The sequence below is a fragment of the Mycobacterium sp. UM_Kg27 genome, from assembly GCF_000972905.1.
Lineage (GTDB): Bacteria > Actinomycetota > Actinomycetes > Mycobacteriales > Mycobacteriaceae > Mycobacterium.
Genome location: NZ_JRMM01000046.1, coordinates 14,182 through 28,432, shown reverse-complemented (window position 1 = coordinate 28,432; position 14,251 = coordinate 14,182). Strand labels below are relative to the sequence as shown.

Genomic DNA, 14,251 nt, shown 5'->3' with positions numbered 1-14,251 from the left:
ATGTGTATAAGAGACAGGTCCGAGGAAGTCACTGATGATGACTGCCATCCCGCGCCGACGTTCGGGCCTGCGCAAGGCGTCGATGGCCGCCGCCAAGTCACCACGCACCCCGGCGGGGGCCCGCGGAATGGTGGCGATGGTGCGCAGCAGGGTCTGCTCGTGGTTGCGCCCCGAGCGGGCCGGTACCCGCACGAGGCGGTCACCGTTGGCCACCAGGGCGCCCAGCCGGTTGCCGCCGCCGCTGTTGAGGTAGACGATCGCCGAGGCCGCCGCCACCGCCAGGTCACGCTTCTCGCAGGTGGCGGTGCCGAAATCCATGCTGGCCGACATGTCGACCACCAGCCAGGTCTCCAGCTCGCGGTCGGCGATCATCTGGCGGACGTGCGGATGGGTGGTGCGGGCCGTGACCGACCAGTCCATCCGGCGCACGTCATCGCCGGGCTGGTACAGCCGGGATTCGCCCGGCTCGGAACCCGGGCCGGGGATCAAGCCGAGGTGATCCCCGTGCAGCACCCCGTCGAGCTTGCGCTTGACCGTGAGCTCCAGGGTGCGCAGTGCCGCCGCCAGCTTGGGGTCGCGGATTCCGCCGCGCAGCATCGACGGCGGTGCGGTGCTGGTTCCCGGTGGCTGATTCGATCCAGCCCCGGTGTCGGGGTCGCTCACCGACCGCCGGCCACTGCCGCTGCGGTCGGGGCACCTGGTGCCGACGAATGCTGTTGCTGCGGAACGGCGTTCACCTGCGGCAGCGGCACCGTCTGCAGCACCCGGTTGATGACGATCTCCGGGGTGATCTCGTCGGCGAGTGCGTCGTAGGACAGCACCAGCCGGTGCCGCAGCACGTCCGGGATGACCTCGATGACATCTTGCGGGATCACGTAGTCGCGGCCACGGACCAGGGCCAGCGCCCGGGACGCCGAGATGATGCCCAGCGAGGCACGCGGCGAGGCACCGAACGACAGCCAGTTCTTCACGTCCGGCATGCCGAACTGCTCGGGCTGGCGCGTTGCGGTGATCACTCGCACCACGTAGTCCACCAGGGCGTGGTGCACGAAGTTGTTGGCCGCCAGCGTCTGCAGCCGCACCAGGTCGCCGGTGCCGAGGATCTGCTTGGGCTCCGGCGGGGTCACGCCCATCCGGTAGATGATCTCGCGCTCTTCCTCGGGCGAGGGGTAGCTGACGTTGATCTTGAACAGGAAGCGGTCACGCTGCGCTTCAGGCAGCGGGTAGACGCCCTCGTGTTCGATCGGGTTCTGGGTGGCCATCACCAGGAACGGGTTGGGCAGCGGGAAACTCTTGCCGCCGATGGAGACCTTGCGCTCCTGCATGACCTCCAGCAGCGCCGACTGCACCTTGGCCGGTGCGCGGTTGATCTCGTCGGCCAGCAGGAAGTTGGTCATCACCGGGCCGAGCTCGGTGTCGAACTCCTCGCGGCCCTGACGGTAGATGCGGGTACCGATGATGTCGGTCGGCACCAGGTCCGGGGTGAACTGGATCCTGGCGAAGCTCCCGCCGACCACTTTGGCGAAGGTCTCCACGGCGAGGGTCTTGGCGACACCGGGCACGCCTTCGAGCAGCACGTGGCCCTTGGCCAGCAGGCCGACCAGGATGCGCTCGACGAGCTGGTCCTGGCCGACGATGACACGCTTGACCTCAAAGATGGCCCGCTCCAGCGCGTGTACGTCGGCGGCGAGCCCGCTACCGCCGACTGTGCCTGTTTCGGCACCGGCCGAGCCGGGGAAACCGCTGGCGCCCGCGGGCGTCCCATCCGATGACGTCATCGACAAATCCTCCACAAAGGTCGGTCAGACACAACTGCTTGCACGGCGCACGGCCGAGGGGCAGCGTTGTGCCCGCGTTTCACTATTCCAGGGTTAGCAGCATCCGTCGACGTAAGGGCCGTCCCGAATGCGTCAGTACTCGATGATGCGGGTCAGATACGGCGTCATTCCCGACGTCCGCACCGGGCTGACGACGACTTTGCCGGCGCTGCCGGAGGCCTCCAGCATCTTCCCGCCACCCAGGTACATGGTGACGTGCTGGCCGCCACCGGGGCCGTAGAACATCAGGTCGCCGCGACGGGCCTGGTTGGGCGGAATGTGCCGACCGGCGTTGTACTGATCACCGGAGAACCGCGGGATCAGCACGCCGACGCCGGCGAACGCGTACCGCATCAGGCCCGAACAGTCGAAACCGACGGTGCCCGCGCCGGAGTCGACGCCCTTGCTGGGACCGGTCAGCGAGCCACCGCCCCAGGAGTAGGGCACGCCCATCTGTGAGCCGCCGCGACGAATCACGTACTCGATGGCCTGCTTGCCGTGCACCCGCTGCCCGGGCGAGACGTTGCCGGTGGCTTCGTCGCCGACGTTGAAGCCGAGGCCGGACAGAAATTTGCGGCCCAGGTCCATGGTGGTCTGGGTGGCCTGTGCGGTGGCCTGCAACGAGGCGTTGGCGATCGCCAAGGGGTCACCAGGCGCACCGGCGCTGATTGTCGCCGGCAGCGTGGGGTCCCACCCCGGGTCCGCCTCGGCCGGTCCGGCCAGGCCCACCATCACCGGAATCGCCACCAGCAGCGACCCGATGAGGCGCGATAGTCGTAGAGAACTCAGTTGCATTGCACCGCCGTCAGTACTCGATGTATCGGACTACATAGGGCGTCATCCCGCTCTTACGGACCGGTGACACCTTTACCGTCTGACCCACGTCGGGGGCCTCCAGCATCAGGCCGTTGCCGAGGTAGAGCGTCACGTGCTGGCTGCCACCGGGCCCGTAGAAGATGACGTCGCCACGACGCGCCAGCGCCGAGGGGATCTGGCGGCCCATCTTGTACTGCGAACCCGAGTAGTGCGGCAGCTTGATGCCCACCCCGGCGAAGGCGTAGAGGATCAGCCCGGAACAGTCGAAACCGACCGTGCCCGAACCGGAACCGATACCGCGGCCGGGCCCCGCGGCGGTGCCCCCGCCCCAGGAGTAGGGCACGCCGCGCTGCGAAAGACCGCGGCGGATCACGTACTCGGAGGCCTGCCGCCCGTAAACCCGCGGGATCTTGCCGTTGTTGATCCCGGTGTCGTCGGGCTTGGCCAGTCCCAGCGACTGCAGGAACTTCTGGCCCAGGTTTGCCGTCACCTGCGCCGAGGTCTGCGAGATCCCGAGCACCTGGTTGATCACCGCGATCGGGTCGCCGGGGACGTCGGCGCTGGGGATCATCGGCAGGGTCGGGTCCCAGGGGCCGTCCCACTGCGCGGGCTTGCCGACGGTGGGGCCGACGACCGGACCGGCGGGGTTTCCCCACCGGTCACCGGCGGGAGCACCGGCCGGAGCCGGCCCGGATTGGGGCTGCTCGTGGCCACGGGCCGCGGCGAGTTTGGCCTGCGCCTGGTTGCGTCGTGCGGCCAGCCGGTCGATCTCGCCCTGCTGCTCGCCGAACTTGCGCTGGGTGTCGGTGAGCGCAGCCACCGCGGCGTCCTGACTGGACTGCGCGTCGGCGACGGCCTGATCGGCCTTCTGCTTGGCCAGCCGGGCGGCCGACTCCTTGTTCAGCTGTTCGGTGCGGGCCTGCTTGAGCTGGTCCAGCGCCCGCTGGGAGGAGAGCGCCAGGGTCTGGCCGGCCGCGGCCGTGGCGATCATCTCCGAGGGGTTGGCCGCGGTCAGGTAACTGTCGGAGGGTCCGTTGACATACGTGGACGCGGCGAAGGTGTTGAACCGGCGCTGCGCGGCGGCGATCGCGGCGTCGGCGTCGGCGATTGCCTGCCGGCCGGACTCCACCTCCTGCTGGGCGGCGGCCGCGTCCTCGCGCGCAGTCTGCAGATCCACCAGGGCCTTGTTGACGCCTTCCTTCTCCTCGGCGATCTGCGCGCCCAGGTTCTGCAGCTGCTGGTTGGCGTCGGCGACGTCGGCGATCAGCGCGGCGATGCCGTCGGGATCCTGGCCGGGGTGAGCCGCCGCCAGCCCCGGGGTGCCCAGCACCATCGCGGCACTGAGCACCGACACCGTCGCAGGTTGGGCGAACCGGATCGCCATACGGAACACAGAGCCATCGGAGCCACAACGGATGCGTCTCATTCGGCTTGGATCTCCTCGGACTCTGAGCAGGCGGCGCCGCACTTCGGCCGGTGGCAAAAGCACAGAAACAACAGGTACAACAGCTGCGCCTTTTGAGACCATACGTCACATCAGTCACTGGAGAAACGTTCGTAACAAACTACATTATTGTAGTTAAGCGCGTTGTGACCCTACGGTGACCTAATTATTTGCGACAGCCCGCCACCGGGCGACAATTAATCGCCCGGTTTCCGTGTTTTCGGCGGTAAGGCCGCTAGTCGGGGACGCTGGAGCGCTCCGCAGCCTGTTTGCTGCGTCGCTGCAGGAAGCGGGTCCCGACGGCTGCCGCGGCCACCCCCACCAGCAGCACCACTGTCATGCCCGTCCAGGGCAGATCCGGAGCGGTCAATTCGTGCAGGAAATTCTGCGCGGAAGTCACCGGATTACCGGTTTTCGCATGATCCTCGGCGGCTTCCAGCTTGGACCGGTGAAACTGGCCGCTGTAGCTGCCGACATAGTTCGTACTGACGACCAGGACCGTGGAATCCGGATAGTCGTAGCCGACCACCGTGGCGACGTCGCGCAGTGCGGTGTCCATGCCCGGGTTGCGGGCGACCTCGACGATCTTGAGGTCGATGCCGTCGCGGCCCGCCTGCGCCACCACTTCGCGCAGTGCCGGTACGTCGGCCGCCGGGGCGCTCACCCCGTCGGCGGCGACAGCAACCTTGACCAGCGCCATGCAGTCGTCGGGCGGGGTGGCCGGGTCAAGGCCGACGGTGAGGCAGAGCTCGCCGGGGATGTAGGCCGGCGGGTGCTGGATCGTCACGGGTGTTGACGGTATCAACCCCGCCCAGGTGAGGTGAACCTTACTTTATACAGGACAATCGTACTGTTAGGGTTGTGTCGCCCGTCGGCGCGGACCCGTCGATGGATGAGAACTCGATCTCGGGGAGTTGAAGTGACCAGCAAAGATTCGGTGAATTCGTTCGGAGCCCGCGCCACCCTGACCGTGGGTGAGAAGGACTATGAGATCTACCGCCTCGATGCCGTCCCCGGCACCGAGAAACTCCCCTACAGCCTCAAGGTGCTGGCCGAGAACCTGCTGCGCACCGAGGACGGCGCCAACATCACCAAAGATCACATCAACGCGATCGCCAATTGGGACCCGGCCGCCGAGCCGAGCATCGAGATCCAGTTCACCCCGGCCCGGGTGATCATGCAGGACTTCACCGGTGTGCCCTGCGTCGTCGACCTGGCCACCATGCGTGAAGCCGTAACCGCCCTGGGCGGCGACCCCAACAAGGTCAACCCGCTCTCGCCCGCCGAGATGGTCATCGACCACTCCGTGATCCTCGACGTCTTCGGCACCGCCGACGCCTTCGAGCGCAATGTCGAGCTGGAGTACCAGCGCAACGCCGAGCGCTACCAGTTCCTGCGTTGGGGCCAAGGCGCTTTCGATGACTTCAAGGTCGTCCCGCCGGGCACCGGGATCGTGCACCAGGTCAACATCGAGTACCTGGCCCGCACCGTGATGGTCCGTGACGGGAAGGCCTACCCCGACACCTGTGTCGGCACCGACAGCCACACGACCATGCAGAACGGCCTGGGCGTGCTGGGCTGGGGCGTCGGCGGCATCGAGGCCGAGGCCGCCATGCTGGGCCAGCCGGTATCGATGCTGATCCCCCGCGTCGTCGGCTTCAAGCTGACCGGCGAGATCCAGCCGGGCGTCACCGCCACCGACGTGGTGCTCACCGTCACCGACATGCTGCGTAAGCACGGGGTGGTCGGCAAGTTCGTCGAGTTCTACGGCAAGGGCGTCGCCGAGGTGCCGCTGGCCAACCGCGCCACCCTGGGCAACATGAGCCCCGAATTCGGCTCGACCTGCGCGATCTTCCCGATCGACGCCGAGACCATCAACTACCTGCGGCTGACCGGCCGCACCGACGAGCAGCTCGCGCTGGTCGAGGCCTACGCCAAGGCCCAGGGCATGTGGCACAACCCCGATCGCGAGCCGGCCTTCTCCGAGTACCTGGAGCTGGACCTGTCCACCGTGGTCCCGTCGATCGCCGGCCCGAAGCGTCCGCAGGACCGAATCCTGTTGTCGGAGAGCAAGGTCGCTTTCCGCAAAGACATCCACAACTACGTCGAAGAGCAGCACCCGACGCCGGAGACCAAGCTCGACGAAGCCATCGAGGAATCCTTCCCGGCCTCCGACCCGGTCTCGCTGTCCTTCGCCGACGACGGTGCCGTGGACGTGCAGTCCGCCGCCAACGGCGCCGAGGGCCGGCCGAGCAAGCCGGTGCGGGTCAAGGGCGAGCGCGGCGAATTCATCCTCGACCACGGCGCCGTCGCGGTCGCGGGTATCACCTCGTGCACCAACACCTCCAACCCCTCGGTGATGATCGGTGCGGCCCTGCTGGCCCGCAACGCCGTCGAGAAGGGCCTGTCGTCCAAGCCGTGGGTGAAGACCAACATGGCGCCGGGCAGCCAGGTCGTGACCGACTACTACGAGAAGGCCGGCCTGTGGCCCTACCTGGAGAAGCTCGGCTTCTACCTCGGCGGTTACGGCTGCACCACCTGTATCGGTAACACCGGCCCGCTGCCCGAGGAGATCTCCAAGGCGGTCAACGAGGAAGACCTGACCGTCACCGCGGTGCTGTCGGGTAACCGCAACTTCGAGGGCCGCATCTCCCCCGACGTCAAGATGAACTACCTGGCTTCGCCGCCGCTGGTGATCGCCTACGCCCTGGCCGGCACCATGGACTTCGACTTCGAGACCGATTCCCTGGGCAAGGACTCGGACGGCAACGACGTCTTCCTGCGCGACATCTGGCCGTCGGCCCAGGAGATCGACGACACCATCAAGTCCGCGATCAACCAGGACATGTTCCGCAAGTCCTACGCCGACGTGTTCAAGGGCGACGAGAACTGGCGCAACCTGCCCACCCCGGACGGCGACACCTTCGCCTGGGACGACGCGTCGACCTACGTGCGCAAGGCGCCGTACTTCGACGGTATGGGGCTCGAGCCCGAGCCGGTCTCCGACATCAAGGGCGCCCGGGTGATGGCCCTGCTGGGCGACTCGGTGACCACCGACCACATCAGCCCGGCCGGCCCGATCAAGCCCGGCACCCCGGCTGCGGACTACCTGGATTCCCACGGCGTGGCGCGCAAGGACTACAACTCGCTGGGCAGCCGTCGCGGCAACCACGAGGTCATGGTCCGCGGCACCTTCGCCAACATCCGGCTGCAGAACCGGGTGCTCGACACCATCGGGCTGGAGGGCACCCAGGGCGGCTACACCCGCGACTTCACCCAGGAGGGCGGCCCGAAGGAGTTCATCTACAACGCCTGCGTGAACTACCAGAAGGCCGGCATTCCGCTGGTGGTGCTCGGCGGCAAGGAGTACGGCTCCGGTTCGTCGCGTGACTGGGCGGCCAAGGGCACCACGCTGCTGGGTGTGAAGGCCGTCATCACCGAGTCCTTCGAGCGCATCCACCGTTCGAACCTGATCGGTATGGGCGTGATCCCGCTGCAGTTCCCGGTCGGCGAGAGCGCCCAGTCACTGGGCCTGGACGGCACCGAGACCTTCGACATCGTCGGCATCGAAGAACTCAACGCCGGCAAGACGCCGAAGACGGTCAAGGTCACCGCCACCAAGGAGAATGGTGACAAGGTCGAATTCGACGCGGTGGTGCGCATCGACACCCCCGGTGAGGCCGACTACTACCGCAACGGCGGCATCTTGCAGTACGTGCTGCGCAACATGTTGAAGTCGGCTCAGACCGCGTAGACGGCGATCACTCGATGCCCAGGGTCAGCGAGGATCATCTGGCGGCCCGGCGCCGCCAGATCCTCGATGGCGCGCGGCGCTGCTTCGCCGCCTACGGCTACGACCAGGCGACGGTACGACGACTGGAGCAGATGATCGGGCTGTCGCGCGGGGCGATCTTCCATCACTTCCGCGATAAGGACACACTGTTCTTCGAGTTGGCGCGCGAGGACGCGCAGCGGATGGCTGATCTGGCCTCGCGCGAGGGCCTGATCGGCGTGATGCGGGACATGCTCGCGGCGCCGGAGCAGTTCGACTGGCTGGCCACCCGACTAGAGATCGCCCGCAAACTGCGTCACGACCCGGAGTTCAGCCAGGGCTGGGCGGAGCGATCGGCCGAATTGGCTGCTGCCGCAACGGATCGGCTGCATCGACAGAAGCAAGCCGGCCGGGTGCGCGACGACGTCCCCGGCGACGTGTTGCACTGCTATCTGGATCTGGTACTCGACGGCCTGGTCGCGCGACTGGCCTCGGGCGAAGATCCACAGCGACTGTCAGCGGTCCTCGACCTGGTCGAGGATTCGGTGCGGCAGAGCTGATTTCGCTGCGCAGTGACGCGCGGCTGCGCAGTGGCTAGCGAGATCGGGTGCGGTGGTTGGGCCCACCGCGGCTGCGCATCGCCACACCCGACTCGCGCAGCATGCTGTGCACGGATCCGTACGATCGGCCGGTCGAGGCCGCCAGGGTCCGGATGCTCGCCCCGCCCTCGTAGGCGCTGCGCAACTCGACCAGTTGACGATCGCGTTGCTTGTTCGGTTTCGTCGTTGTCGCCACGTCCCACCATCCCCTCGCCGGCCCAACGGGTTCAGCGTAAGAAGACGGTGCCGCCACCGGGCGACTTTGACTGAATCAGGCGAGCTCGATCAGATCCCGGTAGTCCGCCGACCAGTGATCCTCGGTGCCATCGGGCAGCAACACCACCCGCTGCGGGTCGAGCGCCTCGGCCGCGCCCGGGTCGTGGGTGACCAGCACCACCGCACCGGCATAGCTGCGCAGCGCGTCGAGTACCTGCTCACGTGACGCCGGGTCGAGGTTGTTGGTCGGCTCGTCGAGCAGCAGCACGTTCGCGGTGGATGCCACCAGACCGGCCAGCGCCAGTCGGGTCTTCTCACCGCCGGACAGCGTGCCGGCCGGTTGCTCCAGCTGCGGCCCGGTGAACATGAACGCGCCCAGCAGTCCCCGCAGATCCTGCTCGGAGGTGTCGGGGGCCGCGTGCCGAATGTTCTCCCACACCGTCGCGGCGTTGTCGATGGTGTCGTGCTCCTGGGCGAAGTAGCCGATCTTGCAGCCGTATCCGGGCTCCAACTGACCCGCGTCGGGGGTTTCGACGCCGGCGAGCAGTCGCAGCAGGGTGGTCTTGCCGGCCCCATTGAGGCCCAGCACGACAACGCGCGAGCCCCGGTCGATGGCCAGGTCGACACCGGTGAAGATCTCCAGCGAGCCGTAGACCTTGGTCAGCCCAGATGCCATCAATGGGGTTTTCCCGCAGGCCGACGGGGTGGGGAACTTGATCCGGGCGACCTTGTCGGCGACCCGTTCCTCATCCAGCGCCGCCAGCATCCGGTCGGCGCGACGCAACATGTTCTGCGCGGCAACGGCTTTGGTGGCTTTGGCGCCCAGCTTCGCGGCCTGGTTGCGCAGCGCGGCGACCTTACGTTCGGCGTTGGCCCGCTCCCGGCGGCGACGCTGCTCATCGGTGGCTCGGGCGTCGAGGTACTTCTGCCAGCCCATGTTGTAGACGTCGGCCTCGCCGCGCACCGCATCGAGGAACCACACCCGGTTGACCACGTCGGCCAACAGGTCCACGTCGTGGCTGATCAGGACCAGTCCCCCGCTGTGGTTCTTCAGGAAGTCCCGCAGCCAGCCGATGGAGTCCGCGTCGAGGTGGTTGGTCGGTTCGTCGAGCAGCAGGGTGGTCTGGTTCGAACCGCCCGCTCCCGCTTCTGAGGCGGCGAACAGGATCCGGGCCAGTTCCACGCGGCGGCGCTGTCCGCCGGACAGAGTGCGCAGCGGCTGGGTCAGCACCCGGTCGGGCAGGCCCAGGCTGGTGCAGATCCGGCCCGCCTCGCTCTCGGCGGCGTAGCCGCCCAGGGCGGAGAAGCGCTCTTCGAGCTGGCCGTAGCGGCGGATGGCACGGTCGCGCTCGGTCTCGTCGACGACCTCGGCCATCCGTACCTGCTGCTTCTCCAGGTCGGCCAGGATGGCGTCCAGGCCTCGGGCTGACAGCACCCGGTCGCGCGCCAGGACGTCGAGGTTGCCTTCCCTAGGGTCCTGCGGCAGGTAGCCCACCTCGCCGGTGCGGGTGATGGTGCCGGCGTAGGGCTCACCTTCACCGGCCAGGATGCGCAGCGTCGTCGTCTTGCCGGCGCCGTTACGGCCGACCAGACCGATCCGGTCGCCGGGTTGCACCCGCAGCACCGAGTCCACCGAGTCGAGCAGGGTGCGCGCTCCGGCGCGGACCTCCAGGCCCGTTGCGGTAATCACGCGCGCGTACTCCTGTCGTGGTTATTGCTACTTATCGTCAGTGAAGGCAGGCGGGCGCTTCTCGGCGCGCGCAGCGACGGCTTCCTCGAAGTTGCTGGTCAGCAGGCGCACGTAGAGCTGTCCGAGCCCCTCGGCCTGCATGTGCCCCTCCAGACTACCGGCGTCGAGTCCGCTCCAGAGCGTCCGCTTGGTCAATTCGGCCCCCGGCCGGGAGAAGCCGGCGATCCGCTCGGCCATGTCGTAGCAGGTGTCCAGCAGGTCGCGCTGCTCCACCACGCGCGAGACCAGGCCGATTCGCTCGGCCTCGGCGGCGTCGACGTCGCGGCCGGTGAGCATGATCTCGAACGCCCGCGACGCCCCGATCGCTCGGGGCAACAAGTAACTCAGGCCCAGCTCACTGGCGGTCAACCCGTTGTTGATGCCGGCCGCCCGAAAGTAGGCGCCCGACGCGGCGACGCGGATGTCGGCCGCCAGCGCCAGGCACAGTCCGCCCCCGATGGCCGCCCCGTTGACCGCGGCGATCACCGGCTGGTGCAGGCGCCGTAGGCCCAGGATGATGTCGTCGAGGAGTTCCATCGAGCGCAGCCCGAATGTGGGCCGGGTCAGGCCGGCCACATTGGGCACCGAACCCGCGGACTTGTGGTCAGCGCCCGAGGAGAACCCGCGGCCCGCCCCGGTCAGCACCACCACCCGCACCGAGTTGTCGTAGCTGACTTCTGCCAGCACGTCGCGTAGCGGAACCATGACGTCGAACGCCATGGAGTTCATCCGCTCCGGGCGGTTCAGCGTGATCAGGGCGACGTGCGGGCGTGGGCGCTCGACCAGGACGAATTCGGATTCGGAAGACACGGATGCACGCTATCGCGTGCGCGCACTCAGACCTGCTCGGGCTTGCCGGCAGCGGCCTGCTCGGCCAGGGCGGCCTCGACGTCGAGGTCCTTGACCTGCTGGACCAGGTTCTCCAACGCCGCAGCGGGTAGGGCGCCGGCCTGGTTGAACACCAGGGTGCCCTTCTTGAACGCCATCAGGGTGGGAATGGAGCGGATCTGGGCGGCAGCGGCCAGCTGCTGCTCGGCTTCGGTATCGACCTTGGCGAACACCACGTCGGGGTGCTTCTCGGAGACAGCCGCGAACGTCGGCGCGAACGATCGACACGGTCCACACCAGGACGCCCAGAAGTCGACGAGCACGATGTCGTTGTCGGCGATGGTTTCTTCGAACTTCGCTGCGGTGAGGTCTTGGGTTGCCATGATTGGGGTAACGCCCGGACGCCTCCCGGTGTTCCCGGCGGCCGTCGCGCAGGTGCCGAGTGGTCTACACAGCGGGCTCACAGCTCAGAGCTAGCTGCCCGCTAACTCGACCATCGACGGTGGTAGCACCGGTCGGCGGTATCCACCGTCGCCGATATCAACGAACGGAGACTGCCGATGTCCCCCCGCCCGAGCACACCCACCCACACGATCCGCGCCCTGACCGGAGTGACCGCGCTGTTCGCGGCCGGGATGTTCGTCCCGGCATTGGCGCACGCCCAGGGCGACCACGTGATGGGTTCGGTCTCCTCGGTGTCCGGCGACACCTTCGAGGTGGCCCGCTCGGCCGGCACCACCACCGTTTCGTTGGCCGATGACACCCGGATTTTCGAATCGGTGCCCGCCCAGCGCGGCGAGATCACCGCCGGCACCTGCATCAAGGCCGGTGCCGGTCGCGACAGCGCCCCGGCCGACGACGGCGCCATCACCGCGAAGTTCGTGGCGATCAGCACCACGGTCGACGGCCAGTGCCCGCAGCGGCCCGCCGCCGCGGCCGACGCTCCGGCGCCGGCGAAGCCGCACCATGGCGTACGCGGTGTGGTCGAGTCGGTCTCCGGCGACACCCTGACCGTCAGCGGCCCGTCCGGCCCGACCACCGTCACGCTCAACGACAGCACCCGCTTCCGCCGGATGGTCGCCGTCAGCGCGCCGTCGATCAGCCCCGGAAAGTGTGTCGCCGCCGGTGGCACCACCGACGGCGACGGTGTGCTGCAGGCACGCCGGGTCACCGTGTGGACGGCCAACGGCGATTGCCTCGAGCGGCCCGCGTAGCGGGCCCGAGGCGCCCGCTCGCCAACCCCTACCCCAGCACCTTCCCGTAGGTCTGCCGCCCCATCAGATAAGTGGCCTCCACAGCCACGTCACGCAGTTCGTCCGGCGGAACCCGGCGGGGGTTGTGCGACAGCACCACCAGATCGGCGTACTTGCCGGCTTCCAGGCTGCCGATCTCGGTGTCCAGCCGCAGTTGCCATGCGGCGTTGAGGGTCTGCGCCTTGATCGCCGCGTCGACGCCGATGCGCTGCTCGGGGGCCAGCACCCGGCCGCTGCCCTTGGCGATCCGGTTCACCGCGGTGGCGATGTTGCCGATCGGATTGGGCGGGGTGACGGTGCCGTCATTGTGGAACGACAGGTGCAAGCCGGCGTCCAGGGCCGACCGCGCCGACATCCAGTGCGAGCCGTGTTCTGGACCGAACAGCTTGTCCACCAACACATCTCCCCAGAAATAGAGGTGTTCGATGAACAGGCTGGGGGTGATTCCCAGCTTGGCGGCCCGCGCGAACTGATCGGGCCGCATGGCCCCGACATGTTCGATCCGGGGCCGTAGCGCCGGCGGTGTGCGCGCCTGTTCGAACGCGTCCAGCACCACGTCGATCGCGGCATCGCCGTGGACGTGGCAGGAGACCTGCCAATGCTGATCGACGAAGGCCTTGGTCAGTTCCTGGATCTGCTCGGGCGAGTAGTTCATCCTGCCGCGGTGGTCGGGTCCCAGCCCCATGTTCGCCGTGGTGGCGTTGGTCAGATACGGGAAGGTGGTGAAGATGTTGCCCTGCCAGGGCGAACCGTCCGCCCACATCTTCATCCCGATCTTGTCGAACAGCACGTCGGCGCGGGCTCGCTTGCCGCGCACATTCTTCGAATCCGCAGCCAGATCTGCGGTGCCGATCTCATAGGCCCGCACCCGCACCGCGCAGTCGGCCTGCTGGGCGAGCTTGCCGAACACCTCAGACTGGGCACGTGCGTCATAGGAATGCTCGGTGGCCGTGGCGATTCCCGCGCGCGCGAGTTGCGCGTAGGCCCAGCGCAGGTTATCCCCGGCGTTGGCCATGATCGCCCCGGAGAACGGCGCGATCAACGCCATCACCGCCGCCGCCTCACGCACCTCGCCGGTCAGCTGTCCGTCCGGGCCGTGGAGGTACTGCGCTCCGGCCGGGTTGGGGGTGGTTTTGGTGATGCCGGCCGCGGTGAACGCGGCGGTGTTGCCGTAAGCGGCGTGGCCGCTGTTGGAGATGATCACCACGGGATTGTTCGGGGCCAGCCGGGACAGTTCGGCCCGGGTGAAGGGCTGTAGCCCGGTCTGCAGCAGCGGATCCACCCCGTTGAGCAGAATCGGCTGGCCCTTGGGGGTGTCTGCCACGGCCTCGGCCAGCTTGGCGAATACCCCGTTGGCGGTGGGGACGGTGAAGGGCCGCACGTCGATGGCCGGTGGGGCCAGGGTGGAGCCCATTTCGAAGGGATGCCCATGCGGCTCCACGAACGCCGGTAGCAGCGCCCGGCCGCGCAGGTCGATGACGGTGGTGTCCGACCCACGCAGTCGCAGCACGTCGTCGGCTGCGCCGACCTGGCTGATCCGTCCGCCGGTGACGGCGAGTGCTTCGGCTTCCGGGGCGCCGGGTGCCACTGTCACCACCGGGCCACCGACGAAGATCGTGTCGGCCCCCGGCCCTCGTGATCCGCACCCGGCGAGCCCACCGACGGCTGTGCCGGCCGCGGCGGCAGCCATCCCGGCCATAAACCGTCGTCTGCTTGTCGTCACCGTGTCCGCTCGTTTTCGGTCGCAGTCACGCGACGAGTATGGCAGCGCCCGCCT

13 protein-coding genes are annotated in these 14,251 nt (G+C 68.0%); 3 read left to right on the top strand and 10 right to left on the bottom strand.

Features of this window, described 5'->3' with window-relative positions:
* The 5 genes from LI94_RS09695 to LI94_RS09675 form a co-directional block, all read right to left on the bottom strand.
* Window positions 1-597 (bottom strand): DUF58 domain-containing protein (locus tag LI94_RS09695; RefSeq protein ID WP_152664796.1); only part of this gene is annotated, 597 nt, incomplete at its 3' end.
* Between the two features lie 62 nt (window positions 598-659).
* Window positions 660-1,778, bottom strand: a complete 1,119-nt coding sequence (locus tag LI94_RS09690) for a MoxR family ATPase (protein WP_024443404.1) — start codon at window positions 1,776-1,778, stop codon at window positions 660-662.
* Window positions 1,779-1,910: 132 nt separating this feature from the next.
* Complete coding sequence (gene ripB / locus LI94_RS09685; protein WP_046301044.1) at window positions 1,911-2,612, bottom strand: NlpC/P60 family peptidoglycan endopeptidase RipB; 702 nt, start codon at window positions 2,610-2,612, stop codon at window positions 1,911-1,913.
* A gap of 10 nt (window positions 2,613-2,622) precedes the next feature.
* On the bottom strand, window positions 2,623-4,059 hold the full coding sequence (gene ripA, locus LI94_RS09680; protein ID WP_024443402.1) for an NlpC/P60 family peptidoglycan endopeptidase RipA: 1,437 nt from the start codon (window positions 4,057-4,059) through the stop codon (window positions 2,623-2,625).
* A gap of 253 nt (window positions 4,060-4,312) precedes the next feature.
* The gene (locus LI94_RS09675; protein ID WP_343252062.1) at window positions 4,313-4,837 is read right to left on the bottom strand and encodes a DUF6676 family protein; all 525 of its coding nucleotides are present in this window, start codon (window positions 4,835-4,837) and stop codon (window positions 4,313-4,315) included.
* 159 nt (window positions 4,838-4,996) lie between these two features.
* On the opposite strand from LI94_RS09675, the gene acnA reads away from it, so the two are divergent.
* Entirely contained in the window at window positions 4,997-7,831 is a 2,835-nt protein-coding gene (acnA, locus tag LI94_RS09670; protein WP_164517897.1) for an aconitate hydratase AcnA, read from the top strand.
* Between the two features lie 14 nt (window positions 7,832-7,845).
* Window positions 7,846-8,409 carry a TetR/AcrR family transcriptional regulator gene (locus LI94_RS09665; RefSeq protein ID WP_046301042.1) on the top strand — a complete coding sequence of 188 codons (564 nt, stop codon included), beginning with the start codon at window positions 7,846-7,848 and terminating at the stop codon, window positions 8,407-8,409.
* Window positions 8,410-8,443: 34 nt separating this feature from the next.
* Here the strand turns inward: LI94_RS09665 and LI94_RS09660 are convergent, their stop codons facing one another.
* From LI94_RS09660 to trxA, 4 genes are all read right to left on the bottom strand, one after another.
* Window positions 8,444-8,644: a helix-turn-helix domain-containing protein gene (locus LI94_RS09660; RefSeq protein WP_024443398.1), complete on the bottom strand. Its 201-nt coding sequence runs from the start codon at window positions 8,642-8,644 to the stop codon at window positions 8,444-8,446.
* A gap of 75 nt (window positions 8,645-8,719) precedes the next feature.
* Window positions 8,720-10,354: an ABC-F family ATP-binding cassette domain-containing protein gene (locus tag LI94_RS09655; protein WP_024443397.1), complete on the bottom strand. Its 1,635-nt coding sequence runs from the start codon at window positions 10,352-10,354 to the stop codon at window positions 8,720-8,722.
* A gap of 27 nt (window positions 10,355-10,381) precedes the next feature.
* Entirely contained in the window at window positions 10,382-11,203 is an 822-nt protein-coding gene (locus LI94_RS09650; protein WP_024443396.1) for an enoyl-CoA hydratase, read from the bottom strand.
* Between the two features lie 26 nt (window positions 11,204-11,229).
* The gene (gene trxA, locus LI94_RS09645) at window positions 11,230-11,604 is read right to left on the bottom strand and encodes a thioredoxin (RefSeq protein ID WP_024443395.1); all 375 of its coding nucleotides are present in this window, start codon (window positions 11,602-11,604) and stop codon (window positions 11,230-11,232) included.
* Window positions 11,605-11,781: 177 nt separating this feature from the next.
* Here trxA and LI94_RS09640 point away from each other — a divergent pair, with 177 nt between their 5' ends.
* Entirely contained in the window at window positions 11,782-12,435 is a 654-nt protein-coding gene (locus LI94_RS09640) for a DUF5666 domain-containing protein (protein WP_024443394.1), read from the top strand.
* A 28-nt stretch (window positions 12,436-12,463) separates the two neighbouring features.
* On the opposite strand, the gene LI94_RS09635 is transcribed toward LI94_RS09640, so the two are convergent.
* Window positions 12,464-14,197, bottom strand: a complete 1,734-nt coding sequence (locus tag LI94_RS09635; protein ID WP_024443393.1) for an amidohydrolase — start codon at window positions 14,195-14,197, stop codon at window positions 12,464-12,466.
* Window positions 14,198-14,251: the final 54 nt, after the last annotated feature.